The sequence below is a fragment of the Pseudomonas sp. NFR16 genome (genome assembly GCF_900108875.1).
GTDB lineage: Bacteria > Pseudomonadota > Gammaproteobacteria > Pseudomonadales > Pseudomonadaceae > Aquipseudomonas.
Genome location: NZ_FNYJ01000006.1, coordinates 421,425 through 446,861, shown reverse-complemented (window position 1 = coordinate 446,861; position 25,437 = coordinate 421,425). Strand labels below are relative to the sequence as shown.

The 25,437-nt window shown below is 60.9% G+C and carries 27 protein-coding genes; 15 read left to right on the top strand and 12 right to left on the bottom strand.

All coding sequences use genetic code 11. The features are described from left to right. The first annotated feature begins 113 nt into the window (after window positions 1-113). Both BMZ10_RS23200 and BMZ10_RS23195 read left to right on the top strand, forming a co-directional pair. Window positions 114-596 carry a DUF2938 domain-containing protein gene (locus tag BMZ10_RS23200; protein ID WP_093467785.1) on the top strand — a complete coding sequence of 161 codons (483 nt, stop codon included), beginning with the start codon at window positions 114-116 and terminating at the stop codon, window positions 594-596. A 143-nt stretch (window positions 597-739) separates the two neighbouring features. After that, a complete protein-coding gene (locus BMZ10_RS23195) occupies window positions 740-1,801 on the top strand; it encodes an SDR family oxidoreductase (RefSeq protein WP_093467782.1) in 1,062 nt (353 codons plus the stop codon). Window positions 1,802-1,849: 48 nt separating this feature from the next. Here the strand turns inward: BMZ10_RS23195 and bla are convergent, their stop codons facing one another. The 4 genes from bla to BMZ10_RS23175 form a co-directional block, all read right to left on the bottom strand. Further along, on the bottom strand, window positions 1,850-2,722 hold the full coding sequence (bla, locus tag BMZ10_RS23190; RefSeq protein ID WP_256214564.1) for a class A beta-lactamase: 873 nt from the start codon (window positions 2,720-2,722) through the stop codon (window positions 1,850-1,852). A 213-nt stretch (window positions 2,723-2,935) separates the two neighbouring features. Further along, window positions 2,936-3,142, bottom strand: coding sequence for a hypothetical protein (locus BMZ10_RS23185; RefSeq protein WP_093467779.1), 207 nt, complete (start codon window positions 3,140-3,142; stop codon window positions 2,936-2,938). A 41-nt stretch (window positions 3,143-3,183) separates the two neighbouring features. Further along, the gene (locus tag BMZ10_RS23180) at window positions 3,184-5,241 is read right to left on the bottom strand and encodes a 2Fe-2S iron-sulfur cluster-binding protein (protein WP_093467776.1); all 2,058 of its coding nucleotides are present in this window, start codon (window positions 5,239-5,241) and stop codon (window positions 3,184-3,186) included. 64 nt (window positions 5,242-5,305) lie between these two features. Then, complete coding sequence (locus BMZ10_RS23175; RefSeq protein WP_093467773.1) at window positions 5,306-5,929, bottom strand: glutathione S-transferase family protein; 624 nt, start codon at window positions 5,927-5,929, stop codon at window positions 5,306-5,308. Window positions 5,930-5,952: 23 nt separating this feature from the next. Here BMZ10_RS23175 and BMZ10_RS27790 point away from each other — a divergent pair, with 23 nt between their 5' ends. Together BMZ10_RS27790 and BMZ10_RS23170 are read left to right on the top strand one after the other, a co-directional pair. After that, on the top strand, window positions 5,953-6,093 hold the full coding sequence (locus BMZ10_RS27790) for a hypothetical protein (protein WP_177182201.1): 141 nt from the start codon (window positions 5,953-5,955) through the stop codon (window positions 6,091-6,093). A gap of 135 nt (window positions 6,094-6,228) precedes the next feature. Continuing rightward, on the top strand, window positions 6,229-7,521 hold the full coding sequence (locus BMZ10_RS23170) for an MFS transporter (protein WP_093467770.1): 1,293 nt from the start codon (window positions 6,229-6,231) through the stop codon (window positions 7,519-7,521). Here the strand turns inward: BMZ10_RS23170 and BMZ10_RS23165 are convergent. Genes BMZ10_RS23165 through cydP form a run of 5 tightly spaced genes read right to left on the bottom strand, consistent with a single transcriptional unit; the run spans window position 7,509 to window position 10,886 of the window. Beyond that, complete coding sequence (locus BMZ10_RS23165) at window positions 7,509-7,811, bottom strand: cyd operon YbgE family protein (protein ID WP_177182184.1); 303 nt, start codon at window positions 7,809-7,811, stop codon at window positions 7,509-7,511. The two genes, BMZ10_RS23170 and BMZ10_RS23165, sit on opposite strands and share 13 nt — an antisense overlap. Continuing rightward, on the bottom strand, window positions 7,801-7,917 hold the full coding sequence (gene cydX, locus BMZ10_RS23160) for a cytochrome bd-I oxidase subunit CydX (protein WP_093467764.1): 117 nt from the start codon (window positions 7,915-7,917) through the stop codon (window positions 7,801-7,803). Before cydX ends, BMZ10_RS23165 begins: the two co-directional genes overlap by 11 nt. A gap of 29 nt (window positions 7,918-7,946) precedes the next feature. Next, entirely contained in the window at window positions 7,947-9,089 is a 1,143-nt protein-coding gene (gene cydB / locus BMZ10_RS23155) for a cytochrome d ubiquinol oxidase subunit II (RefSeq protein ID WP_093467761.1), read from the bottom strand. Between the two features lie 10 nt (window positions 9,090-9,099). Continuing rightward, window positions 9,100-10,692, bottom strand: a complete 1,593-nt coding sequence (locus BMZ10_RS23150; protein WP_093467758.1) for a cytochrome ubiquinol oxidase subunit I — start codon at window positions 10,690-10,692, stop codon at window positions 9,100-9,102. Continuing rightward, complete coding sequence (cydP, locus tag BMZ10_RS23145; protein WP_093467755.1) at window positions 10,689-10,886, bottom strand: cytochrome oxidase putative small subunit CydP; 198 nt, start codon at window positions 10,884-10,886, stop codon at window positions 10,689-10,691. The genes BMZ10_RS23150 and cydP overlap by 4 nt, the downstream gene beginning before the upstream one ends. A gap of 326 nt (window positions 10,887-11,212) precedes the next feature. On the opposite strand from cydP, the gene BMZ10_RS23140 reads away from it, so the two are divergent. The 9 genes from BMZ10_RS23140 (at window position 11,213) to BMZ10_RS23100 (ending at window position 19,448) form a co-directional block, all read left to right on the top strand. Further along, window positions 11,213-11,689, top strand: coding sequence for a PAAR domain-containing protein (locus tag BMZ10_RS23140; protein WP_093467752.1), 477 nt, complete (start codon window positions 11,213-11,215; stop codon window positions 11,687-11,689). Window positions 11,690-11,787: 98 nt separating this feature from the next. Beyond that, window positions 11,788-13,623, top strand: a complete 1,836-nt coding sequence (locus BMZ10_RS23135; RefSeq protein WP_093467749.1) for a PAAR domain-containing protein — start codon at window positions 11,788-11,790, stop codon at window positions 13,621-13,623. Beyond that, window positions 13,616-14,287: a DUF2931 family protein gene (locus tag BMZ10_RS23130; protein WP_093467746.1), complete on the top strand. Its 672-nt coding sequence runs from the start codon at window positions 13,616-13,618 to the stop codon at window positions 14,285-14,287. Before BMZ10_RS23135 ends, BMZ10_RS23130 begins: the two co-directional genes overlap by 8 nt. Window positions 14,288-14,295: 8 nt before the next feature. Further along, a complete protein-coding gene (locus BMZ10_RS23125) occupies window positions 14,296-14,967 on the top strand; it encodes a DUF2931 family protein (RefSeq protein WP_093467743.1) in 672 nt (223 codons plus the stop codon). Between the two features lie 8 nt (window positions 14,968-14,975). Continuing rightward, window positions 14,976-15,647, top strand: a complete 672-nt coding sequence (locus BMZ10_RS23120; RefSeq protein WP_093467740.1) for a DUF2931 family protein — start codon at window positions 14,976-14,978, stop codon at window positions 15,645-15,647. An 8-nt stretch (window positions 15,648-15,655) separates the two neighbouring features. Next, the gene (locus tag BMZ10_RS23115) at window positions 15,656-16,327 is read left to right on the top strand and encodes a DUF2931 family protein (RefSeq protein WP_093467737.1); all 672 of its coding nucleotides are present in this window, start codon (window positions 15,656-15,658) and stop codon (window positions 16,325-16,327) included. 233 nt (window positions 16,328-16,560) lie between these two features. Continuing rightward, window positions 16,561-17,343 (top strand): substrate-binding periplasmic protein, encoded by a 783-nt coding sequence (locus BMZ10_RS23110; RefSeq protein WP_093467734.1) that lies wholly within the window; start codon window positions 16,561-16,563, stop codon window positions 17,341-17,343. 2 nt (window positions 17,344-17,345) lie between these two features. After that, on the top strand, window positions 17,346-18,692 hold the full coding sequence (locus BMZ10_RS23105) for a GGDEF domain-containing protein (RefSeq protein WP_093467731.1): 1,347 nt from the start codon (window positions 17,346-17,348) through the stop codon (window positions 18,690-18,692). A gap of 18 nt (window positions 18,693-18,710) precedes the next feature. Beyond that, complete coding sequence (locus BMZ10_RS23100; RefSeq protein ID WP_093467728.1) at window positions 18,711-19,448, top strand: substrate-binding periplasmic protein; 738 nt, start codon at window positions 18,711-18,713, stop codon at window positions 19,446-19,448. Between the two features lie 2 nt (window positions 19,449-19,450). Here BMZ10_RS23100 and BMZ10_RS23095 read toward each other — a convergent pair whose 3' ends face one another. After that, window positions 19,451-20,062, bottom strand: coding sequence for a glutathione S-transferase family protein (locus BMZ10_RS23095; protein WP_093467725.1), 612 nt, complete (start codon window positions 20,060-20,062; stop codon window positions 19,451-19,453). 293 nt (window positions 20,063-20,355) lie between these two features. Between BMZ10_RS23095 and BMZ10_RS23090 the strand changes: the two genes are divergently transcribed. Further along, complete coding sequence (locus BMZ10_RS23090; protein ID WP_093467722.1) at window positions 20,356-21,999, top strand: phosphoethanolamine transferase; 1,644 nt, start codon at window positions 20,356-20,358, stop codon at window positions 21,997-21,999. 6 nt (window positions 22,000-22,005) lie between these two features. Continuing rightward, the gene (locus BMZ10_RS23085) at window positions 22,006-22,839 is read left to right on the top strand and encodes an AraC family transcriptional regulator (protein WP_093467719.1); all 834 of its coding nucleotides are present in this window, start codon (window positions 22,006-22,008) and stop codon (window positions 22,837-22,839) included. Here BMZ10_RS23085 and BMZ10_RS23080 read toward each other — a convergent pair whose 3' ends face one another. Next, on the bottom strand, window positions 22,840-23,427 hold the full coding sequence (locus BMZ10_RS23080; protein WP_093467716.1) for a LysE family translocator: 588 nt from the start codon (window positions 23,425-23,427) through the stop codon (window positions 22,840-22,842). A gap of 201 nt (window positions 23,428-23,628) precedes the next feature. Then, window positions 23,629-25,098 carry an MFS transporter gene (locus BMZ10_RS23075; protein WP_093467713.1) on the bottom strand — a complete coding sequence of 490 codons (1,470 nt, stop codon included), beginning with the start codon at window positions 25,096-25,098 and terminating at the stop codon, window positions 23,629-23,631. Window positions 25,099-25,437 lie beyond the last annotated feature (339 nt).

Genomic DNA, 25,437 nt, shown 5'->3' with positions numbered 1-25,437 from the left:
ACGCGCTACATTCTGCTGTGGTCCGCAGCCCCAAGCACCTCGCCGCGAGCAACTCTGCTAACGTGGGCCGCCACTGCGACCGCATTGATCACAGACCACGCCCAAGGAGAGTCATGTTCGAATTCATCAGTCTGGCCATTCTCATCGGCATCGGCGGCACTGCGTTGCTGGATCTCTGGGCCCGCTTGCTCAAGGCCGTGTTCGGCCTGCCGACGCCGCCGTGGCATCTGGTCGGACGCTGGTTCGCCAGCATGCGCAACGGTCAGTTCGTCCATCGCAACGGCATCGGCGATTCGCCACAGGTCCACAACGAGCTGGCCATTGGCTGGGTCATGCATTATGTGGTCGGCATCGTCTTCGCCGCCGCACTGCTGCTGATCTGGGGCGTGCAGTGGGCCCATTCACCGACATTCACACCGGCGCTGATCGTCGGTCTGGTCACCGTGGCGGCGGGCTGGTACATCCTGCAGCCGGGCATGGGCGTCGGGGTGGCCTGCAACCGGGCACCGCAACCGAACGTGGCGCGCCTGCAAAACATTGTCGGGCACATCGTCTTCGCCCTCGGCATGTATGTCACGGCGCTGCTGGTGGGCTGATCGCTCACGCTTGCTGAACGGATCCGGCTGAACCTCTGGACGACGATGGGGTTCTGAAACATCAGCAACCATCGTCAGGCCGCTTCATGGGTTTTACCGTTGCGGCCTTCCCGATTCACTGCCTTTCGTTCAAGGAGACATTCATGACTCAAACGGCCTTGGTCGTCGGTGCCAGCGGCATCGTCGGCAGCGCAACCACTCGACTGTTGCTCGACAACGGCTGGCAAGTCGCCGCCCTCTCCCGCCACCCGGAACAGGCACCGGGCATCATTCCGGTCGCCGCAAACCTTCAGGATCCGGCCTCGCTTGAGACAGCGCTCGCCGGCATCAAGCCCACTCACGTGTTCATCACCACCTGGTCGCGTCAGGCGACGGAGGCGGAGAACATCAGGGTCAACGCCGCCATGGTGCGCAACGTGCTCAATGCCCTCAGCCCCCAGAAAAGCGTGCAGCACGTCGCGCTGGTCACCGGCCTGAAGCACTACCTGGGCCCGTTCGAGGCCTACGGCAAAGGCTCGCTGCCACAGACGCCGTTCCGTGAAGAGCAAGGCCGTCTGGACGTCGAGAACTTCTATTACGCCCAGGAAGACGAAGTGTTCGCGGCCGCCGAACGCGACGGTTTTACCTGGAGCGTGCACCGTCCCCACACCATCACCGGCGTTGCGGTGGGCAATGCCATGAACATGGCAACCACCCTTGCGGTGTATGCCTCGATCTGCAAAGCCACCGGTCGGCCGTTCGTGTTTCCTGGCTCGCGGGTGCAGTGGGACAGCCTCACCGACATGACCGACGCCCGTCAGCTCGCCAAACAGCAATTGTGGGCGGCGACTACCCCGGCAGCGGCGAATCAGGCATTCAACGTCACCAACGGCGATGTGTTTCGCTGGAAGTGGATGTGGGGCCAGATCGCCGGTTACTTCGGGCTTCACCCGGCCGATTTCCCGGCCGACGTGTCGCCGCTGGAAAAACAGATGGCCGACGACCAGGCTGCCTGGGCTGACATCGTGCGTAAGAACGACCTCAAGGAAGCCGACATCAGTCGCCTGATTTCGCCTTGGCACACTGATGCCGACCTTGGCCGCCCGATTGAAGTGGTGACCGACATGTCGAAAAGCCGCGCGCTGGGTTTCAAAGAATTTCAGGCCAGCGACCAGGCGTTTTTCGATGTCTTCGACGAGCTGCGCGCACAGCGGCTGATTCCGTAAACCGCTGTTTGTGCGTCGGCACGGCGCCGCTCCGGCAACGAGCGGCGCTTAAACGGACGCCACCAGCCTGCCGACATCGGCGATCAGCGCATCGAGCTGGTCGCTGCTCCCCCTCGCGTCGCTGCAGTAGACGGTCACAATGATCGGCGGGCGACGCGGCGGCCATATCACCGCCACATCGTTGCTGGCGTTCCGGGCATTCGAACCGGTTTTGTCCCCCACCCGCCAGCCTTCGGGCAAACCGGCGCGCAGCTTGTCGTCGCCGGTCTTGTTGTTCACCAGCCAGGCAATCAACTGATCGCGCGAAGCCGGCGACAGGATGTCGCCGAGCACAAGCCGGTTCAACGTTTGCAGCATGGCGTGAGGCGTGGTGGTGTCCTGCAAGTCGCCCGGGCGGTTTTCATTGAGCTCGGGTTCGCGACGATCGAGGCGAGTGGCCGGATCGCCAATCGTCCGCAGCCATGCGGTCAGCGCCTGCGGGCCGCCGAGACTGTCCAGCAGCAGATTGGCCGCCGTGTTGTCACTCAACGTGATCGCCGCTTCACACACCGAACCGACACTGAGGCCGCTGCCATCGGCATGTTTTTCCGTCGTCGGCGAATATGGCACCAATTGCTCTTTGCCATACACCAACAGGCGCGACAGGTCCTCTTGCTGGCGATCGACACGGGCCAGCACGCAGGCAACGGCCAGGCACTTGAAGGTGCTGCAGAGGGCAAAACGCTCGTCACCGCGATGGCTGATCATGCGTTCGCTGGCGGTGTCGAAAATGGCGACGCCAAGGCGTCCGCCATGCCGGCGCTCGAGTGCCGCCAGTCGCTGTTCAAGGGAAATGCCGGCGCCGCCAGCCAGTGAAGGAATCATCAGCAACGAGGGACCCACCAGCAGGGTCGCGCCGATCAGGGTTCTGCGTGTAATCAAAATCTACATCCTTGTATTGGCAGATGCACAACCCGAAGACCAGCAATGCCGGCTTGTCCCCGACGCCAGATGAACCGGGCCGCTGATCCCAGCGCTGATACGGGTTAGAAAGAAACGCCGCCCATCATCAGATTTCTCGCCGTGCGATTGCAACCCCTGCGTCCGGGTCGTGCGCGGGATTGTCCTGCCCCATCCCGAGACTGGCCGAGCAGTTTATTGCCGCTGCCGATGGAAGCTGGACACCGACAGCACCCAGGTAATCAGCCGGGCGGTAGCGGGGTTGTCGTTGTCTTCATGGCTCGCCGCCAGTTCGCCCGCCAGCGAAGCCAGCGATTGTGGCAACAGCCATGAAACCTCCTGCTCGGTGGCCTGAAACGAACCCGGACTGTCTTCTTTCTCGAACGCTGGCCATTCACTCATTTCGGCGACTCCTCAAACCTGTCCTGCACACGCATGGATGTTTACAGATCGAGCACCAACGGCCCTTGGGCCGGGACTGCGCAGCAGATCAGCACGTGGTCGCTGTCCGGCATTTCGGCCGGAGGGACCGGGTAATGCACCTGGCCACTGACGAGCCGGGTCTTGCAGGTGCCGCATGAACCGCCGCGGCAACTGTATTCAGGGTTCAGACCACGGCTTTCGGCCAGTTCCAGAAGACTCCCGCCCTCAGGTTGCCAACGGGCTTCCTTGGCGGACCTTTCGAACAGCACCGGCACCGATGTCGTGGCGGCGGGCGGTTGCTGCAAAGCGCTCGTCTGCTCGTCACGGGTGCGCTTGAGGCTGGACGGCCCGAAGGTTTCGGCGTGAATCCGTTCATCGCGAATGTGCATGGCCCGCAAGCCGTCATACAACGCCTGGGTGAAGCTGGTCGGCCCGCAGACGTAAAAGTCGAAATCGTTGAACGGCAACAGCGCTTTGAGCAGGGTCAGGTCAATCCGCCCTGTCGCGTGGAAGTCTTGACCCGCGCGAGCGCCGCTTTCCGGCTGACTGAGCACGCGCAAGGCGGTCAGCTGGTTTCCAGCCTCCGCAATGAGTGTGTCCAATTCCTCGCGAAACGCCAGATCCACCAGACGACGTGCACTTTGAATGAACCATGTCGCACGCCCTCCCCGTGTCCGTTTGCCTTCGTAAATCACCTCGCGCAGCATCGACAGCATGGGCGTCACGCCAATGCCCGCCCCCAGCAGCACCAGCGGCCTGGGCTCTTGCGGATCGACAACGAAACTGCCCTGCGGCGCACGCGCTTCCAGCACATCGCCCACCCGTACCCGATCATGCAGATGCGCCGAAGCCAGGCCCTCACGCTTCACGCTGATGCGGAAAAAATCATCGGACGGCGCGCTGGACACGCTGTAAGTCCGGATCAGCGGCCTGGCCTGATCCGCCAGGTTCAGGCGCAACGGCAGATGCTGCCCGGCCTTGAACGCCGGCAGGCCGGCGCCATCGGCAGGTTCGAAGTAAAACGAGCGAATGCCGGCGCTTTCATCCTCGATGCGCGTCACCCGCAGCGGCCGCCATTGATCGCGCAATGCATCGGCCTGCAGCCGGGCCGCGGTCTGCTGCCAGTCACCGGTCATCAGACTGTTGGGCGAAAACCCTTGAAACTCCCAGCGCGAGCGCAGGGCCGCAGGCCGACGGACCACGGCCTCGACCTGCACTTGCCAGAGCCGCTCGGCGCCTTGAAACGCGGCGATTTCCGGGCCATCGAGAATCAAGGTGACGCGTCCGGCCAGTTGCAGCAGATCCCCTGTGGCAAAGTCGATGAAGACCAGGCCAGCCTTGGGATTGAGCTTGAAATTGCCCAGCGTGTTGAAGTGCAGGTTGCCGGCGAAATCCGGGATGGTCAGCACGTCGCCTTCGACCCTGACGAACCCGGCCTGACCGCCGCGATGAGAAACATCCACCGAGCGATGCGGCTGCTCGCCTTCAAGATCCACGTAACTGGCGACAAAAAAGGTATCGGCGCCCCGGATCATCGCCACCGCCGCTTCATCCAGTGCAGTCATGCGTTGCACCGGCGCACGCTCGGCCACGTACGGCAGAGCGACTTGCTTGAGCTCGCGCAGCTGAATGTATTGCGGGCAATTGCCGAAAGAGTGCTCGACTTCCACCGAAAAACCGCCATCACCGACTGCAGTGATGTGCCCGTTGATGCGGTTGCGGCGCCGGGTGTGCAGATCGATGCCCAGCATCCCGAGCGCCGTCCCGGGTGCGAACGCCGAACCCATCGGGTCATCGGCGTCCGGCAAGCGGGCGATGTCCAGGCGGCGCGGATCGGGAGAATCGATGAAGCCGGCATCGGCGTCGATCAGGCTCGCCCAGGGCCAGCCTTGCGCATCCACCGCCCCGACTAGCAGGTACGGCAAGTGCTCATAGAACTCGCGGTGCTGGTCGGGCATGTAGTCACGGATGACACGCTTACCTTGAGATTCCATCCGCTCGGCCACGCCGATCGTCGCTTGCAGCGCCCGCTCGCCGTCATGCCAGGGTGATGGTTTGTTCGATGCGATGTCATTCATGGCACAACCTCCTCGGATCAAGCAGTGCGGGGCCGTCAGGGCCGAGCGTGGGTGGCGAAGGTGATCAGGCTTGAAGGCCTGCGGCAGTACGCGGCATCGGCACGAAGCCTTCCAGCGCTTCGATGCGGTCAAGCCAGGCCAGGACGTTCGGGTACGCTCGCAGCGAAACGTTACCTTCCGGCGCGTGGGCGATATAACTGTAGGCGGCTACGTCGGCGATGGTGGGATGATCCGCGGCCAGGAATTCACGACCTTGCAGATGCTCGTCGATGATTTTCAAGACGGCGTGGGCGCGTTCGATGGTGTCCTGCGGATCGAAGGCTGCACCGAATACCGTGATCAACCGTGCTCTGGCCGGACCGTTATTGATCTGGCCCGACGCCGTCGACAGCCAGCGTTGGACTTCAGCGGCGATGACCGGGTCGGCCGGCAGCCATTTGCCGGATGGATCGTAGGTCTTGGCGAGGTAAACCAGAATGGCGGTCGAATCGGCGATGACCACGCCGTTGTCGTCGATCACCGGCACTTGGCCGAACTTGTTCAGCGCCAGAAATTCCGGGGCTTTCTGGGCACCGTTGGCCAGGTCGACAAAGTGCTCCTCTGGCTTGAGGCCCAACAGCGACAACATCAGCTGTGCACGGTGCGAGTGGCCGGAAAGCGGAAAGTGGTAGAACTTGATTGTATTCATGATGGCGCTCCAGGTTTGTTTGGTTGGAAGAACTGGAGCCGATGCTGCGCTTTACCGTTACTGCTGTGAATAACCAGAAAACGCAACCGAGCATTTCAGCTGCTGAAATGATCTCTGGATTTCCTGGCATGCGCATCTGCGCCGCGGCCCGCTTCTCTGTTTAGTCAACCTGCGAACGGAGTCCTGAATTCGAAACAATTTGAAATAAGTCCTTGACGAAGATGCCCCGGATACGACCTCATATTGGCGTACGTCCATACTCTTGATTTGGCACTCTCTACCTGCTTCGGGGAACACTCATGGTCTCGTCTGTCCTGGCGGCAACGCTGTCTCGTCGCCGCATTCACTACAGCTGGGTCGTCCTGGCGGTTACCTTTCTGACCATGCTCGTAATGGCGGGCGCTGTGGGCGCGCCGGGGGTTTTCATCAGGCCGCTGGAAGCTGAATTCGGCTGGGACACTGCCGAGATTTCCTCCGCGCTGGCGGTACGCTTCGCGCTGTTTGGCCTGGTCGGTCCGTTTGCTGCGGCGTTCATGAACCATTTCGGCGTGCGCAAGGTCGTGCTGACGGCGTTGACGCTGGTGGCAAGCGGCATGGTGCTGTCGCTGTTCATGACCCAGTTCTGGCAACTGGTTCTGCTGTGGGGCGTTGTGGTGGGGTTCGGCACCGGTCTGACCGCCATGGTGCTCGGCGCAACCGTCGCCACCCGCTGGTTTTCCCGGCATCGAGGGCTGGCCATGGGCTTGTTGTCAGCGAGCTCCGCGACAGGTCAGTTGGTGTTCATGCCGATGCTGGCCAACCTCACCGAGCATTTTGGCTGGCGTACCGCACTGGCCTGCATCTGCACGGCGATCATCATCGCGGGCGTCGCCGTACTGGCACTGATGCGCAATCGGCCTGCCGACTTGCAACTGCCGCTGTACGGCGAGACCGAAATCCAGCCCGCCGCCACCAGCACCCATGATTTCATTCAGTTGCTGCTGACACCCTTGAGCGTGCTGCGCGAGGTGGCGAAGAGTTGGACCTTCTGGGTGCTGTTCATGACCTTCTTCATCTGCGGCGCCAGCACCAACGGCCTGATTCAGACGCACTTTATCACCATGTGCGGCGACTTCGGCCTGGCCGCGACCACGGCGGCGGGCATGCTGGCGGTGATGGGGATCTTCGACTTTTTCGGCACCATCGGCTCCGGCTGGCTGTCGGATCGCTTCGACAACCGCTGGCTGTTGTTCTGGTATTACGGGTTTCGGGGCATGTCGCTGGTGCTGCTGCCGTTTCTCGACTTCACGGTGTTCGGCCTGTCGATCTTCGCCCTGCTCTACGGCCTGGACTGGATCGCGACCGTGCCGCCGACGGTGAAACTGACCGCGCAGAAATTCGGCGCAGAACGCGCCAACATCGTCTTCGGCTGGGTATTCGCCGGCCATCAACTGGGCGCGGCATTCGCAGCCTTCGGTGCCGGCTGGACACGCAGCCACTTTGCCACGTACCTGCCGGCGTTTTTCATTTCAGGGCTGCTCTGCGCAGTGGCTGCATTGATTGCCCTGTCCATTGTCCCTGCGGTGAAAGCGGCGAAGGCTCAGACCCACTGACGCGCCTGGGCCAGGACGACAACGCCCAGGCCCATCAGTCCCCAGGCCAGCAGCGGGTGAAACGCCCCCCGCCAGGCCAGCGCCCGCGGTTTGAAACCGACGCCGTGAACATAACCGCCGGCCACGCCCCACATGATCAGCATCAGCATGCCGTGGGAATAATGGCCGCTGGCATCGAGCATCGACGCGGGATGAATCATCAGCACCAGGCTCAACGGAATCGCCAGAAGCAGCGACAGCGCCCTGCCCAGGGCGTGTCGGAACGGTGCGTTCAGCACATCAGTTGTCACGGCCGTTCTCCAGCGCCTTGCTGTCCGCTGACTCAAGCCACAACGCATTGATGATGCCGAAGCTGCAGGCCAGCAACACGCCGAGAATCCAGGCGAAATACCACATGAGAAGGTCTCCTTGTCCGAGGGTCGGGCTCAATACAGGCCGTGAGGGTCGTGATCGATGTGGGCGGTGGTGACCTTGCCCCACATTTTGGCGTAGCACCAAAGGGTGTAAGCGAGGATCAGCGGCACGAAGATCAACGCGGCGACCAGCATGATGCCCATGGTTTTATGGCTGGATACGGCGTCCCACACCGTCAGGCTGGAAGCCGGGTCGAGGCTGGACGGCATGACGAACGGGAACAGCGCAAAGCCTGCCGTGCACAGGGCACCGACGATGGCCAGGCTGCTGCCCAGAAACGCCGTGCGCCCCTGCCCCGCACTGGCGCCGAGCAAGGCCAGCAGGCCGCCGAACACACCCAGCAGCGGCGCGATGACCGTCAGTGGATGCTGGTGATAGTTGGCCATCCAGCCGTGGTTGTCGGCATCGACAGTCTTGCTCAGCGGATTGAGCGCTGCGCCGGCATCGAACGCCGAGGTGATGCTCAGGCCCTGAATGCCACCGAGCAGCAGCCAGACGCCCGCCCCGATGAACGACAGCAGAAACACCAGCGCCAGTAGCTGCGACGCGCGACGTGAACGACGGCCGACCGCGCCCTCGGTGCGCATCATCAACCAGGTGCCGCCATGCAGACCGAGCATGCTCAGGCTGACCACACCGGCCAGCAGGCCAAACGGACTCAATAACTGCCAGAAATTGCCCAGATAGCTCGAGCGTAGGTTTTCATCGAAGCGGAACGGCACCCCCAGCAGCAGGTTGCCGAAGGCCACGCCGAACACCAGCGACGGCACCAGCCCGCCGGCAAACAGCCCCCAGTCCCAGCTTTGCCGCCAGCGGGTGTTGTCCAGTTTGCTGCGGTAATCGAAGCCCACCGGGCGCACGAACAAGGCGAACAACACCAGCAACAGCGCCCAGTACATCCCTGAGAACGCTGCGGCGTACACCAGCGGCCAGGCCGCGAACAGCGCGCCACCGGCCGTGATCAGCCAGACCTGATTGCCTTCCCAGTGCGGCGCAATGGTGTTGATGACCACTCGCCGCTCGTTGTCGGTGCGACCGACGAAAGGCATCAGCATGGCCGCGCCCAGGTCGAAGCCGTCGGTCAGGGCAAAGCCGATCAGCAGCACGCCGACCAGCACCCACCAGATCAGTTTGAGTGTCTCGTAATCGAACATCGTGTGTTCCTCAGGCCAGCGCCGGTTGTTGGGCAGGTGCGGACAAGTCGCTGTCGCGCTGTTCGAAGTGGTAACGACCGGTGTGCAGGCTGCTCGGGCCCAGGCGGGCAAACTTGATCATCAGGTACATTTCGATCACCAGCAGCAAGGTGTAGAAGGTCACCAGCGCCACGATCGAGCCGATCACATCTCCCGAAGACAGCGTCGACGCCGACAGGTGAACCGGCAGCACCTCACCGATCGACCAGGGCTGACGGCCGTGCTCGGCCACCCACCAGCCGGTCTGTGTGGCAATCCACGGCAGCGGCAGGCTGAACAGCGCCCACTTCAGCAACCAGCGCTTGCTCGACTCGTTCTTGCGGGCAGAAGCCCAGAAGGCGCAGATGAACAGCGCCAACATGAGCGAGCCGCTCAGCACCATCACGCGAAAGGTCCAGAAGATCGAAGCCACGTGCGGGATGGAGTCCAGCGCCGCCTGTTTGATCTGCTGCTCGTTGGCGTCGACCACCTTGTCGGTGTACTTCTTGAGCAACAGGCCATAACCGAGGTCTTTCTTCACCTCGTTGAAGGCATCGAGGGTCTGCTGGCTCTTGTCACCGGCGCGCAGTCTGCCCAGCAGGTCGTAGGCGACCATGCCGTTGCGGATGCGGCCCTGATGCTCGCTGACCAGATCCTTGATACCGGTGACCTGCTTGTCCACCGAGCGGGTGGCGATGATCCCCATCACGTACGGGATCTTGACCGCGTAATCGGTGCGCTGGGTTTCCTGGTTAGGCAGGCCGAACAGCGTAAAGGCGGCTGGCGCAGGTTCGGTTTCCCACTCGGCTTCGATGGCGGCCAGCTTGGTTTTCTGCACATCGCCGATCTCGTAGCCGGACTCGTCACCCAGGATGATCACCGAGAGGATCGACGCCATGCCGAACGCCGACGCGATGGCGAACGAGCGCCGCGCAAATCCGGTGTCGCGGCCCTTGAGCAGGTACCAGCTGGAGATCGCCAGGACGAAAATCGCACCGGTCACATAGCCGGATGCCACGGTGTGAACGAACTTCACCTGCGCCACCGGGTTGAACACCAGGTCACTGAAGCTGGTCATTTCCATGCGCATGGTGGTGAAGTTGAACTCCGCGCCGACGGGGTTCTGCATCCAGCCGTTGGCGATGAGAATCCACAGCGCCGACATGTTCGAGCCGATCGCCACCAGCCAGGTGACCGACAGATGCTGCACGCGGCTCAGCCGGTCCCAGCCGAAGAAGAACAGGCCGATGAAGGTCGATTCGAGGAAGAACGCCATCAGCCCTTCGATCGCCAGCGGCGCGCCGAAAATGTCGCCCACGTAATGGCTGTAGTAGGCCCAGTTGGTGCCGAACTGAAACTCCATGGTCAGGCCGGTGGTCACGCCCAGGGCGAAGTTGATGCCGAACAGCTTGCCCCAGAATTGGGTCATGTCCTTGTAGACCTGTTTGCCGGTCATGACGTAGACCGACTCCATGATCGCCAGCAGGAACGTCATGCCCAGTGTCAGGGGTATGAACAGAAAGTGGTACAGCGCGGTCATCGCGAACTGCAGCCGAGAGAGGTCGACGACTGATTCCGAAATCATTTTGGGTTCTTCTCAGGAGATACGGGAGGGGCGCCCAATACATGCAGGCCGGCTTGCACCCCGTCATCCTTGACCTCGACCGGCGCGTCGAACCAGACGCAGCGGATTCCCATCAACAGGACGAGTTTGATCAACAGGATCAGACCGATTTCTTTCGCCAGCGGGTGTTTGAGGAACGCGAGAGGACCGGGCATGTTGAGGACTCGTCGGGGTGCAGGGTATTTTTCCTACAGCCAAGTCCGAGACCGTTGATCCAGATCAAAAAGTGCCGCGTGTGCTGGTGTGGCAGAACGCCACAGGTCTAAACATCCCGCCCCCAGAATCACTCCACACCGATAACAAATAGCGTGCTTCTGTAGGAAACGAAGCGTTCGTTTTACGGACTTGCCCTACGACAAGAGCGGCTCCGCGCAGCCACCGCATCCTCGTTTTTTATCCACCATAGCCGTCAGCATCCTTCAATCACCGCTCGCACGGCTGGGCGAAGGCCTCCCATCATTGATGGCTATGGAACCTGGCGATGAATCAGTCCCAACCCCTGACTTACAACAACGACGTCACTCCCGAATACCTGCGCACGCTCGACAAGGAACCCCTCACCGAAGAGCAGATCGTCGGCTTCGCCGAATCCGCCATTCTTGCGCTTCGCAAGTCAGAGGCGTATGTGGCAGCGCATCCACCCATTGCCATCTATCGGGTTGCCACGCAAGGCAGCCAGACCCGCGACGGCGGCGTGATCAGCCGGGCATCGTCCGCTGTGACCTGCACCCGAGAAGGCGTGACACTGCGGATGGCCCAGATCGGAGATGTGGTCAGTTACCCCGATGGCAGCACCGCAACGATCATCACGGGCGCCGGTAAAACCCGCATGAACGTGGCGGTCGTGGGCAGCCAGCTGAGCAATGGGGATCAGATCATCAACACGCTGGATCACGGTTGGCTTTTCATCGAACGCGAAGGCGTTCCGCTCCCCGCTGACTTCCTGCCGAACGTCTGAAACAGCAGCGAGCCGCCTGATGGACCCTGTGTCCTCAACCGTCACCCCAACGCAATTTTCAACCGCATGGAAGCGCAGCCCATCAAGGATCGGGATTTATGGCGACAGGTTATTTCATTCGTAAGCATGACCGGACCACCTGCGGTGGATTCGTTGTCGAGGCGCACCCTGGCTTGGACATCTACGGCATTGATCACTGCCGCGAAGGGGACAGGGTCACGTGCGGCGTAGATGGCAATACTTACCGGATCCTCGGAGGAATCTCTCACTTCACCAGCTACGGTCGCCGCGTGGCAGGCACACTGGACAGCATCAGCTCCTGTCCCTGCCGCGCTCGCTTGAAGGCCTCTCACTTTGCATCCTGCTATGAAAATCACGAAGCCGAGGCATCGTCCGCGAGGGACATCCATACCGTTTCGGCCACGCCGACCGCGCCCGCTCAGCAGCGAAAAAACGATTTCGTGGATGAAACATATGAGGAGGAAGAGGAAGAAGTCGAGCTGGAGCAACTCATCACCCTGCGCGTCGGGATGTTCTTCGACGGCACCGGCAACAACCGCACGAACAGCGAACAAGCGTTCCGCTGCTTTGCCCGCGACCTTGGCCTTGAAGACGCCGCCGAGGACATTCGACGCTTCTGTGCCATGCAAGGCTACGACGGTCATGGCAGCGCACCGGACGACAGTCGCGGGAATGACAGCAGTAATGTGGCGAAGCTTTATGATTTGTATCAGAACGACAGTGAAGAACGGATAGGTGATGATGTAGTCATCGCTTCATTTCCAGTCTACATCGAAGGCATCGGCACCAGCAGTACCGCAGGCGACTCAAGGTTTTCTCAAGGAACAGGGCTAGGCGCACAGGGCGTGAGAGCTCGGGTGGAACAGAGCCCAGAACTGCTCTCAGAAATTCTCAGTACTTTTCAAGAAAACAATCCAGACAAACGCGTCGAAAAGATCGAGTTCGACATTTTTGGCTTCAGTCGTGGTGCCGCAGCGGCGAGGGACTTCGCCAACGAGGTCCTCAAAGGCGCCCGCAGTATTGTCGCCAACGTCCTTCCTGCCGGATCACCTGTTCTGGCCGAGGGGTTCGCATGGCGGCACGAGATCGACTTCTGCATCAATTACATCGGCATCATCGATACCGTCGCCGCTATTGCCGCGCATCTGCACGGCGACTTCAGCGGCAACAACGCGAATAACCCAGGCATCGACGTCCGCCTGGCACCTGACGCGGCCAGAAAGATCGTTCACCTCGTCGCTCAGGATGAGCGCCGCTATAACTTCTCGCTGAATCAGGCGGGCAGTGCCGACATCGTGCTGCCCGGCGTGCATTCCGACCTCGGCGGCGGCTACCGACCCGATGTCACGGAGCGAGTCCTGCTAAGCCGTCCACAATTCAGCGACATCGACCCGGCATCGGCCGTAACGACTGCGCTCAGTTACCAGCTAGCAGTGGCGGACCTGCGCAAACTGCAAAGCCAATACGCCAAGTACGGCCTGTCGCTGAGAATCCGTACATGGGAACGGGAGATCGCCAGTCGCGCCAAGGGTGATCTCCAGAGGGCCAAGCGGATTTACGCGGCTGTCAGCTCCGAGCGAACGGTCCACAACGATCTGTCCCTCGTTTACTTGCGGGTCATGCGCGAACTGGGCGTGCAGAATGGTGTGCCGTTCGATCCCATAGATGACAGCAACCCCCGGCTCGCATTGCCCGAACCGCTTGTTCCTGTCAGCGAGAAGCTCATCAACTACGCCTTGGGGAACACACCTACCCACGGCCTGACCGCAAGCGAAGAGGCGCTCATCTATCGTCGCTACGTCCACATCTCCGCCCATTGGAACCCGGTGAATGACTGGTTCAGCGGCACGGAAATCGTGTTCATCAATCGGCCCGGTGAATCTGACTTACGCACGGTTCATCCCAATGATTAGGATCACCTCCTTTGTGATAATGGCGCTCCTGCTCAGCGGCTGCACTGCGCACAGCCGCTCCATGCCCTACGAAGCCTGGCGTCTTGGCTTTTTCGCACCTGCCTATATGGAGGTCTGGATTGAAACCGCTGACGTATTCGATGGCTCTGGACTGGTCTATGTCCAGGCTGTCAGCGGAGTCCCTGCAATCAGTTATCCACGAGCTTTCAGCACCGGTATTCCAACGGTTTTCAAAGGAAAGCCGAACGGTTGGCCGCAGCACATGGGGTGGGGAAAAGGAAAATACGTCAGAGGAGCTGACCTGCCCAAGCAGATCTACGTACGCTGGCAATCGTTGGTCGAACCCCAGACCTACCACACCCGCATCGATATCCCGGAGTCAATACGGGAGATCATGCGTAAAGGGGAACGAACTTTCTGCCGAGCTACTGCGAAATGGATCACCGGTTATCGCAAAGCCATCGTCATCGGCCTCGCACCGGGCGGCATCGCAAAGGCTTGGGTAACCGGACCTTGCCTTTCTCCAATTGAAGTTACGCGCGTGCAAGCCAAGGTCGATCCAGTCGGCCCATATGATGGCAAGTCAGGCGGTAAACACCGCCCTCTCTCACCGACGTCCAAAGCCTACATCGAGAAATTCGGTGTGCCCTACGGCTCGTGGTGAGATCAGGGATGAGTAAGCTTTTAGTGGCTGCGACCCTGTTACTGCTGCTGGATGGCTGCACTGCACACAACCGCTCCATGCCCTACGACGCTTGGCGTCTGGGGTTTTTCGTTCCTGACTACATGGAGGCCTGGATAGAAACTGCTGACGTGTTCGACGGATCCGGGCTGGTCTATGTCCAGGCTGGAAGCGGGGTCCCTGCGATTAGCTATCCGCGAGTTTTACGTAAAGAGGTGCCAAGTAAATTTCGAGGTGATCCTAGAGGTTGGCCTGAACGACCTGGATGGGGTGCGGGCAAGTACGTCACCGGGGCCGATCTGCCGAGGCAGATCTACGTTCGTTGGCAGTCACAGGTCGAACCTCAGACGTACCACACGCGCATCGACATCCCGGAGTCGATACGAAACATCATGCGCAAAAAAGAAAAAACGTTTTGTCGATTCACCGGAAAAATGGAAGTCCAGTACCGCGAAGCCATCGTCATCGGCCTCGCACCGGGTGGCATCGCAAAGGCCTGGGTGACCGGACCTTGTCTTTCACCAATCGAAGTGGCGCGCGTGCGAGCCAAGGTCGATCCGGTCGGCCCATATGATGGCAAGTCAGGCGGTAAATACCGTCCTCTCTCACCAACGTCCAAAGCCTACATCGAGAAATTCGGTGTGCCCTATGGCTCGTGGTGAGGTCAGGCATGAGTAAACTTTTAGTGGCTGCGGTCTTGTTACTGCTGCTCAGCGGCTGTGCCACTCATAATCACTCGATGCACTACGACGCCTGGCGCTTGGGTTTTTTTGCCCCTGATTACATGGAGGTCTGGATCGAGACCGCGGATGTATTCGACGGCTCCGGATTGGTATATGTCCAGGCCGGAAGCGGATTGCCGTCCATCGGTTACCCGCGTGCACTTAGCAGGGGAATACCGGAGGTGTTCAGAGGCGACCCTAAAGGTTGGCCCGGCCGTGTCGGTTGGGGCGCGGGTAAATACGTCAGGGGCGCTGATCTTCCCAAGCAAATCTACGTTCGCTGGCAATCACTGGTGGAACCGCAGACTTACCACACCCGCATCGATATCCCGGAGTCAATACGGGAGATCATGCGTAAAGGGGAACGAACGTTCTGCCGAGCTGATGGGAAGTGGATCACTGGTTATCGCGAAGCCATCGTCATCGGTCTCGCACCGGGCGGTATCGCAAAGGCTTGGGTGACCGGACCTTGTCTTTCACCAATCGAAGTTACGCGCGTGCAAGCCAAGGTCGATCCGGTCGGCCCATACGATGGCAGGGCTGGCGGTAAACATTACCCTCTCTCACCGACGTCCAAGGCCTACATTGAGAAATTCGGTGTGCCCTATGGCTCGTGGTGAGATCAGGGATGAGTAAGCTTTTAGTGGCTGCGGCCGTGTTACTGCTGCTGGATGGCTGTACTGCGCACAGCCGCTCCATGCCCTACGACGCCTGGCGCTTGGGTTTTTTCGTCCCTGACTACATGGAGGTCTGGATTGAGACCGCCGATGTATTCGACGGCTCCGGATTGGTATATGTCCAGGCCGGAAGCGGATTGCCGTCCATCGGATATCCGCGTGCACTTAGCAAGGGAATACCAGAGGTGTTCAGAGGCGATCCTAAAGGATGGCCAGACCGTGTCGGTTGGGGCGCAGGTAAATACGTTAGAGGTGCCGACCTTCCCAGGCAGATTTACGTCCGGTGGCAATCGCTAGTTGAACCTAAGACGTACCACACGCGTATCGACATCCCGGAGTCGACACGAAAAATCATGCGCAAAAAAGAAAAAGCGTTTTGTCGATTCACTGGAAAAACGGAAGTCGAATACCGCGAAGCCATCGTCATCGGCCTCGCACCGGGCGGCATCGCAAAGGCTTGGGTGACCGGACCTTGTCTTTCACCAATCGAAGTTACGCGCGTGCAAGCCAAGGTCGATCCGGTCGGCCCATACGATGGCAGGTCTGGCGGTAAACATTACCCTCTCTCACCGACGTCCAAGGCCTACATTGAGAAATTCGGTGTGCCCTATGGCTCGTGGTGAGGTCAGGAGCGCTCAATCGTCACACGTGAAATTCGACTCGCTATTCGTTGAGGGGGCTCTAGGTTCAGTTCCAGGACCTTGGCCCCCCTCAACCACAGGATGAACGGCAGATAACCGTCTCAAGTGGCGGATTTTTCAGCCGATATCCTGATGTGCAAGGCAGTCTGGTCATGTTGATCCGTCCTGTTGGGATCGGAAAACAGTCGCTACTGCAGTCGCTGAGGTAGCCGTCCATGACACTTCAATCGCTCGTTCACACCATCGGCCGCGTGCTTTTGCGCGCGCTGGGCCTGTGTCTGTGTGTCAATCCGGGCGCGGGCGGCGCATTGGCCGAGCCCATACGCGTGGTCACCGAGGAGCTGCCGCCCTACAACATGACCCGCGACGGCGTTCTGACCGGCATGAGCACCGAGGTGGTGCAGGCGGTTCTCAAGCAGGTGAACGTGCAGGCGACCATTCAATCCATGCCATGGGCACGGGCTTACGATCTCGCTCTGCATGACCCGAACGTGCTGATTTACTCCATCACGCGTACGCCGGAACGTGAGCCGCTGTTCAAATGGGTCGGCACCATCGCGGCCTCGCGCTGGTTCATCTATTCCTCCGCCAACCATCCGGTCAGCCTCATGGACCTGGAGGACGCCCGTGACTGGCAGACCGCGACGGTCAACGAAGACGTCGGCGAGCAATACCTGATCGCCAATCGCTTCGTCGTCGGTCAGCAATTGCAGTCCAGCAATCGTTACGAACTCAATTACCAGAAGCTGCAGACCGGTCACGTCGACCTGTGGATCTCCGACGAACTCAATGCTTATTACATCGCCCGCCAGGCCGGTGACGACCCGGAGCGCACGCTGGTGCAATCTTTGCGTGTGCAGGCGCTGGAAGAAACCGGAGGGTTCAACATGGCGTTCAGTCCCGGAACGTCGGATGCGACCGTGCAACTGTTTCAGGACGGATTGAAGGCGATCCGTGAGAACGGCACCTACGACGCCATCGCGCGTAAATGGGATTGAGCATGCTTGCGGAGTCCGAATCGAACCCGACCCAGACCACCGAGGCGCGACCGCGCAGCGGCTCGCTGGCGCGCCGACTGGTACTGGCCACGCTGGCGTTCTGCATCCTGTTCACCCTGGCGACGGTCACGGTGCGAACCTGGTTCGCCTGGAATACCAACCTTGCCAACATGACCGCCGAACTGAGCCTGATCGATCAGGTGTTTCAGGGCACGTTGTCCAAAGCCGTCTGGGAGATGGACAGTGAAGCCCTGCAGGCGCAGATCGACAGTGTGGCAACGGCCGCACCGGTAGGCCGGGTGGAGCTGCGCATCCTGCGCCCGGGCCGTTCGCCCGAAGTGGTCGAGCGCCAGCATGCGGGGCACGCCGGATCGGTGCTGGCCCCTGCCCTGCGCCGGCAATTGACGGTCAGTCCTTACGCGGGCGCCAGCGAGGTGGTTGGCGAGTTGACGATCGAGGGCGACGAGAGCCTGCTCTGGAAACGCCTGTGGAAAGAGGTCGGCATCATCATGCTGACGCAGATCATCCAGTCGCTCGCGCTGGCGGGGTTGATCATGGGCATGTTCAACCGCTCTGTGACATTGCACGTGCGGCGCATCGCCCGGCATCTGGAGCAATTGACGCCGCAGAACCTCAAGACGCACCTGTCGCTGGAGCGCCGCGGCAAGGCCGGTGACGAACTTGACCTGCTGGAAGCCGGGGTCAACGACCTGCAAGACAAACTGGCCAACCACCTCGAGCGCCAGGCCCGCGACGAGATCGCGCTGGCGGCCAGCCGCGACCAGTTGGCCGAGCTGGTAGAGCAACGCACGGCGCAGTTGAAAGCGGCGAACATCCGCCTGGAAGCGCTGACCCGCTTCGACCCCTTGACCGGCCTTGCCAACCGCCGGCACTTCGACGAACTCAAGGAACTGGAATTCAACCGCGCACTGCGCCACGGACTGCCGTTTTCGGTGCTGATGTGCGACGTCGATTTTTTCAAGTTGTACAACGACACCCATGGCCACGCGATGGGCGATCAGTGCCTGCGCGAAGTGGCGTTGACCATGAGCGCGCTGTTTTCCCGCTCGGGCGAGTTGGTCGCCCGACTGGGCGGCGAAGAATTTGCCGTGCTGCTGCCCGGTCAGGACGCGACGCAGGCGCTGGCGTCGGCCGAGCGCTTGCGTGGGCTGCTCGTCGACCGGCAATTGCCCCACGGCGCGTCGCCTGTCTCGCCCTTCGTCACGTTGAGTGTCGGCGTCGCCGAACTCGACACGACGGCCATGGAGCGCTTCGACCAGTTGTTGCAAAGTGCCGACCGCGCACTGTATCGGGCCAAGAGCCAGGGCCGTAATCGTTGCGAGATCTGATCAGGGAGAGGAAGTGACATGGGAAATATTCAACGCCACTGCACGGTTCTGACCGTCAGCCTGCTGGCCTGGATCTGCCTTCAGGCCAGTGCGGCGACGCTGCAGGTGGTCACCGAAGACTCTTCCTACAGTTCGCTGGAGAACGGCAAGGTCAGCGGCGTGGCGAGCGAGATCGTCGAAAAGACCCTCGCCAGGGCCGGCATCACCGATTACCACATGGCCCTGTACCCGTGGGCCCGCGCCTACGACATGGCGCGTCTGGAACCCAACGTGCTGATTTACCCCATCATCCGCAGCAGCGAACGCGAGCCGTTGTTCAAATGGGTGGGCGAACTGGATCAGGTCATGCCGATGTTCTACAAGCTGCGCGCTCGCAAGGACATCGCGGTCGCAACCCTGGAAGACGCCAGAAACTACAGCGTCGGCGTGGTGCGGGACGACTCGCGCCAGGAGTTTCTGGAGAGCAAGGGTTTCAACAAGATGGTGGTCTCGGCGACCAATCTGGACAACTTGCGCAAGCTGCTCAGCGGCCAGGTGGCGCTGGTACCGCTGCCTGAACGGGAAGCGCGGGAGCAATGCAAGGACCTGAACATCGCCTTCGAGGAGCTGGAAGCCGTTTACACCCTCGATGAGCTGTCCAAAGGCCTTTACGTCGCACTCAGCGCCGCGACCCCGGAAGACACCGTCAAACGGATCGCGGCAGCGTTTGCCCAGTTGAAAAACGACGGCACCGTGGCGAAGCTGCTTGCCCGGTAAGATCAAACCATCGGCAGCGACTTGAATATCTCCAGCGTTTCCGCGCGGGCGCTGAACTGCGCCAGCAGCGGGTAATCCGCGGGGCTGACCTGATCCGGCACTGCCATCTGGATAAACGACCAACCCACCGCGATGCTGATGCCGTCCTGCCCGATGTCGGCGTCCGCTAGCAAGGGCTGGCGTTCGAGCTCCCGCTCAAGCTCGGCGCAGGCCGTCTTCAACTGAGCACTGACCCGCTCAACCCAAGGCGCATGTTGAATGTCGGCAGGCCGCAGGTTGCGCTCGTAATAGATCTGCACCGCTTTTTCACAGGCCACCAGGGCAAGCCCGGTCAGGCGCAGCGTGCGCACGCGTTGAGCGGGTTCGGCAGGCATCAGGCCCTCGCCCGGCCCTTTGAGAAATTCGACATAATCGAGGATCAGGCTGGACTCCATGAGCACCACGCCGTCGTCGGTGACCAGGGTCGGCGCCTTGATTACCGGGTTGATTTCCCTGAACCGTTCCATCCCGCGAAAGACCGACACTGATTCGTGCTCGAACGCGATCCCCAGACGTGTGAGGCTGACGGCGACCCGTCGTACATACGGCGAATCCAGCATACCGATGAGCTTCATCAAACCTCCTCCATCTGCCTCGTGAATACCTTGTGGCGTGCTTGCCGCTTTTGAGTTTTCGCAGGCTAGCAAACCTGTTTCGACGCGCAATGCCCTGCGCGGAAAAAAATAGTAGGCGGCCTGACAGGCTGTCCACACTTCGTTCACGAACTCTTCACAATCGCTCTGAAAAACTCCGCCCGATATTCCGCTCTCCTATCAATCTGCCTGCTTGTGACGGGCGTTCCATACGTGCGGCCGTAAGGACACGACCAGCGGAACGCGCGCCAGGCCTGCGTCGAGTAGTCGCTAATATGGAAATGCGTTCAGTGGTCAGACCCGTCACCTCCACCCGCCTCGTCATGCTGTTTTCGCTCTGTCTGGTCGCCTTCTATAACCTCGCCACCTGGCACGCCCTGCTGGGGCTGACTCAGCTGCAAGGCCTCAAGGCCGTCGCATTCTACGCGTCGTTCGGGTTGTTCCTCTGGGCGGCGATCACCTTGCTGCTGATGCCGTTCTCGTTCCGCCCCACGCTCAAACCCGTGCTGAGTCTGGTCGCCCTGGGCTCCGCCGCAGCGGCGTACTTCATGAACGATTACGGCATCAGCATCGACACGGTGATGATGCAGAACGTGCTCGAGACCAACCCCGGTGAAGTCAAAGCACTGCTCAGTGGCCAATTGTTTCTCTATCTGGGTCTGCTCGGCGTACTGCCGATCGCGCTGATCTGGTGGCTGCCGGTGACCTATCGCCGGGTCTTGCCGGGGCTGGTCAACAAGGTGCTGGTGTGCATCGGCTGCATTCTGCTGATCGCTGCCGCCGTGGGTCCGTTCTATTCGACCTACGCGCCGATCTTTCGCGACGAAGACAAGCTGACTCACTTCATCAACCCGACCAACTACCTCTATGCCCTCGGCAAACTGACCAAGCAGACGGTGGCGATCAAGGAAACGGTGCAGATCCAGACCGTTGGCGCCGACTCGGTGCTCAGCCCCGAAGCGCAACAGCGACCGAAAAAGAGCCTGATGATTTTCGTGGTCGGGGAAACGGCGCGCGCCGATCATTTCTCGCTCAATGGCTACGGGCGGGAAACCAACCCGGAACTCAAGCAACAGGACATCCTCAATTTCACCCATGTCGCCTCTTGCGGCACGTCGACCGCCGTGTCGGTGCCATGCATGTTCTCGCGGTTCTCGCGCACAGATTACAGCGACAAAAAGGGCAAGACTTATGAAGGTCTGCTGGACATGCTGCAGCGCGCGGGCCTCAAGGTGCTGTGGCTGGATAACAACAGCGATTGCAAGGGCACCTGCCTGCGCGTGCCGCACAGCGACGTTCCGAAGAACCAGCCGAGCGCGTTCTGCGACGGCCAGAACTGCCTGGATGAATCGCTGCTGGTCGGCTTGCAGGACTACATCGACTCACTCAAGGACAACGCGATCATTGTCCTGCATTCCGACGGCAGCCACGGCCCGGAGTACTACGACCGTTACCCCAAGGCGATGGAACGCTTCACGCCGGTCTGCCATACCAATCAGTTGGGCAGCTGCACCTCGGATGAGCTGAAGAACGTCTACGACAACACGATTCTGTACACCGATCACTTCCTCTCGCAGACCATCGAACTGCTCAAGCGCAATCAGGACAAGGTCGACACCTCGATGATCTACGTGTCCGACCATGGCGAATCACTCGGCGAAAACGGCATTTATCTGCATGCCGCGCCGTACGCCATCGCCCCTGAAGCACAGACCCACGTGCCGATGGTGATGTGGTTTGGCAAGCAGACGCTGGAAGATGCCAGCATTGATCGCAATTGCCTGATGGCCAAGCAGAATCAGCCGGACCTGAGCCATGACTACATGTTTCATTCGGTGCTAGGCTTGCTCGGTGTCAACACCATTGAGTACCAGCCTGCGCTGGACATTTTCCGCAGCTGCAAACACGCCAGAGGATGACCTGACATGGCCCTTCAGAACCCGGTGATCAACGCTGAAACACCGGTGTTCTGGCGGGACCCGCAACTACCTTTCATTCAGGCCCGCTCGATCGCCGACGGCCGCAAGGTCTGTTACGCGCGTCATTCGCACGAGGTGTTCTCGGTCGGTGCGATCACTGCCGGACAGAGCACCTATCTGCACGAGAAGACCTGTCAGACCATCGCCAGCGGCACGGTCGTGCTGATGAATCCTGGCGATGTTCACGCCTGCAACCCTATCGACGACCAGCCGTGGTCTTACATCATGCTGTACGTCGATGCGGCCTGGCTGAGCCGGATCCAGCACGCGTGTGGCGTCAGCGAAGACCAGGGCTTTCAGCCGATCGCCGCCACTCATTGCGACGATCCGCAGCTGTTTAACGCGCTGCTGCGCCTGCACCGCGTGCTCATCGATCCGCACACCCAGACCATGGCCCGCCATGAACAAGCCATCGCCTTCTTCACGCAGATGCAAGAGCGTCTGGGTGGGGGTCGGCCGCCGGTGAGAAAGGCCGGCGCCAGGATCGAACGCGCCGCTCATTACATCAACGCACATTTCTTGCAGCCGATCCGGCTGGAAGACATCTGTCAGGCCGCCAATCTGTCGGAGGCCTATCTGATTCGCGCCTTCGAGCAGCACTTCCACATGACGCCCCATGCGTACCTGATCAACCGGCGCATCCAGCACGCCCAGACGCGACTGCTCGAGGGCGAGCCGATTGCCGCTGTTGCTCAGCGCAGCGGCTTTGCCGATCAGGCGCATTTTCAGCGGGTGTTCAAAAAGCATCTGGCGGCCACGCCCGGGCAATATCGCCAGTAATCACACATAGAGCAGCGAGACGGCGCAGCCAGCCAGCAAGGTCGCCATGCTGCGATTGAACATGCGTATGCGCCGGGAACTGCGCAAGTAAGGGCCCAGAAACGCACCGGCGTACGCCCAACACGCCACCGACAGGTAGCAGACGATGAGGTAGATCAGCGCAAACAGGCCGATCAGCCGAGCTTCGCCATCGGCCACGAATGCGCCCATCCCCGCCACTGCTGCCAACCAGGCCTTGGGGTTGAGCCATTGCATGGCCGCCCCCCTGAGCAACGAGGGCCGACGCGTGGGCTTGCCGACCTGCAACTGGCCGTCGTCCATCGCCAGTTTCCACGCCAGATAGATCAGGAACGCCATGCCCGCCCAGCGAATGAGATCGGTGAGCATCGGGTATCGGACGAGCACTTCGTGCAGCCCGAAACCCGTGAACACCAGCAGCAAGACGAAGCCCACCGTGGCGCCCGTCACATGGCGCAAGCTTGCGGCGAGACCGAACTGCGCCCCGCAGCTGAGCGCCACCACATTCACCGGCCCCGGAGAAATAGACGCCGCAAGGGCGAAGGCCGCCATGGAAATCATCAGGTTCATTGCTGCAACTCTCTGCTCACTGGATGAGCGCGAACCTTAAGTGGCGAGCGTCGCAGGCGTATTGAAGAAAACTGACCAGTACGGTGTGCAGCACACAGCTGACTGCCCATCCATGGACAAGCACCTGCACCAACGCCAGCGACGTTCGCGTATCCGCTGCGCTGGAGCCCGCTGGGCGATGGCCTCGGATCGAGCGCGCTGTCAATCACTCGCCTGAGACAGCGGCCGTGCGACCTGCTCCAGGGATTTGCGCTCTGAAGAGACGCCCCAGATCGCCTGCACCGCCGCAGCCAACAACATCAACGCCGCACCGATCAGATAGCCGATGAACACCGGGCCGCGCTCATGGCTGTCGATCAGCCTGCCGAACAGCATCGGGCCGACGATGCCGCCCAGAGCCGTGCCGAACGCGTAGAAAACCGCGATGGCCAGCGCGCGGATCTCCAGCGGAAAGGTTTCGGCGACGGTCAGGTAAGCCGAACTGGCCGCCGCGGAGGCGAAGAAGAAAATGATCATCCAGGCGATCGCCTGCTGGGTCACGTTCAACACGCCCTGCTCGAACAGGTACCCGCTGATGCACAGCAGAATCGCCGAGACGGCGTACGTCAGGCTGATCATCACGCGGCGGCCGATCACATCGAACAACCGCCCCAGCAACAGCGGCCCACAGAAGTTGCCCAGCGCAAGCGGCAGCACGTACCAGCCGATCGACGCCGACGGCACTTGATAGAACTCAGTCAGCACCAGTGCGTAGGTGAAAAAAATGGCGTTGTAGAAAAAAGCCTGAGCGGTCAACAGCGTCATGCCGACCAGCGCCCGTTGCCGATAGGTATTGAACAACGTGTCGAAGATCTCCCGCAGCGGCGTGTGGTCTCGGGCATGCAGGCGCAGAGGTGGGCCGCTGGGCGCCGGCAGCGCGTGACCCTGCTCGCGAAAACGCCGCTCGATGTTCTCGACGATGCTCTGCGCTTCTTCGCTCTGGCCATGAATCAATAACCAGCGCGGGCTCTCGGGCAGCCACAGTCGCATCAGCAGAATCACCAGTCCCAGCACCGCGCCGATCCCGAAACACAGACGCCAGCCCAGGTCCGCGCCGATCCAGCCGGGGTCCAGCAACAAGATCGACCCGCCCGCCCCCAGCGCAGCGCCGATCCAGAACGTGCCATTGATCGTCAGGTCGACCCAGCCGCGAAAACGCGCGGGGGTGAACTCCTGAATCGTCGAGTTGATGGCCGTATACTCGCCGCCGATGCCCATTCCGGTCAGAAACCGGAACAGCATGAAGCTCCACAGGCTGAAAGAAAACGCCGTGGCCGCAGTCGCGCTGATGTACAGCGCCAGCGTGATGAAGAACAGCTTGCGGCGCCCGAGCCGGTCGGTCAGCCAGCCGAAAAACAGCGCACCGAGCACCGCGCCACAGATATAAGCACCGCCCGCCAGGCCAATGTCCGCATTCGTGAGGCGCAGCACCGGGCTCTCCTTCAACGCCCCGGAGACGGAACCCGCGAGCGTGACCTCAAGACCATCGAGCAACCAGGTGATGCCCAGGGCAAACACCAGCAACGTATGAAACCGGCCCCACGGCAGCCGGTCCAGCCGCGCCGGCAGATCGGTCTCGAACAGCCGACCCTTGGCCTGCTCCGTTTCGGATTGAACGCCGGTGATAGCCATGCCTGATCCTTGCGCCGATGATCGGAGTGATCTTTGGGTTGAGAGTCAGGCCAGGGGCCGGGAGTTCAGCGGATTGCTGCGCAGGGCGCAGTAACGCATAACAGCCGCGTCGCTGGAGGATGCGCGGTATGAGTGTGAGTGAGCTTGCTCACGATGAGGGCGTTTCTGCTGGTAGAGATTGGGTGGCTGAACTGAAGCTTTCGCGGACAAGCGCGCTCCTACAGGGGTTTTGTGGTGTTTGGCTGAGCTGCGTCACACCGCTAATAAGGTAGGAGTGAGCTTGCTCGCGATGAGGGCGTCTCTGATGGAGGAGATTGGGTGGCTGACATGAAGCCTTCG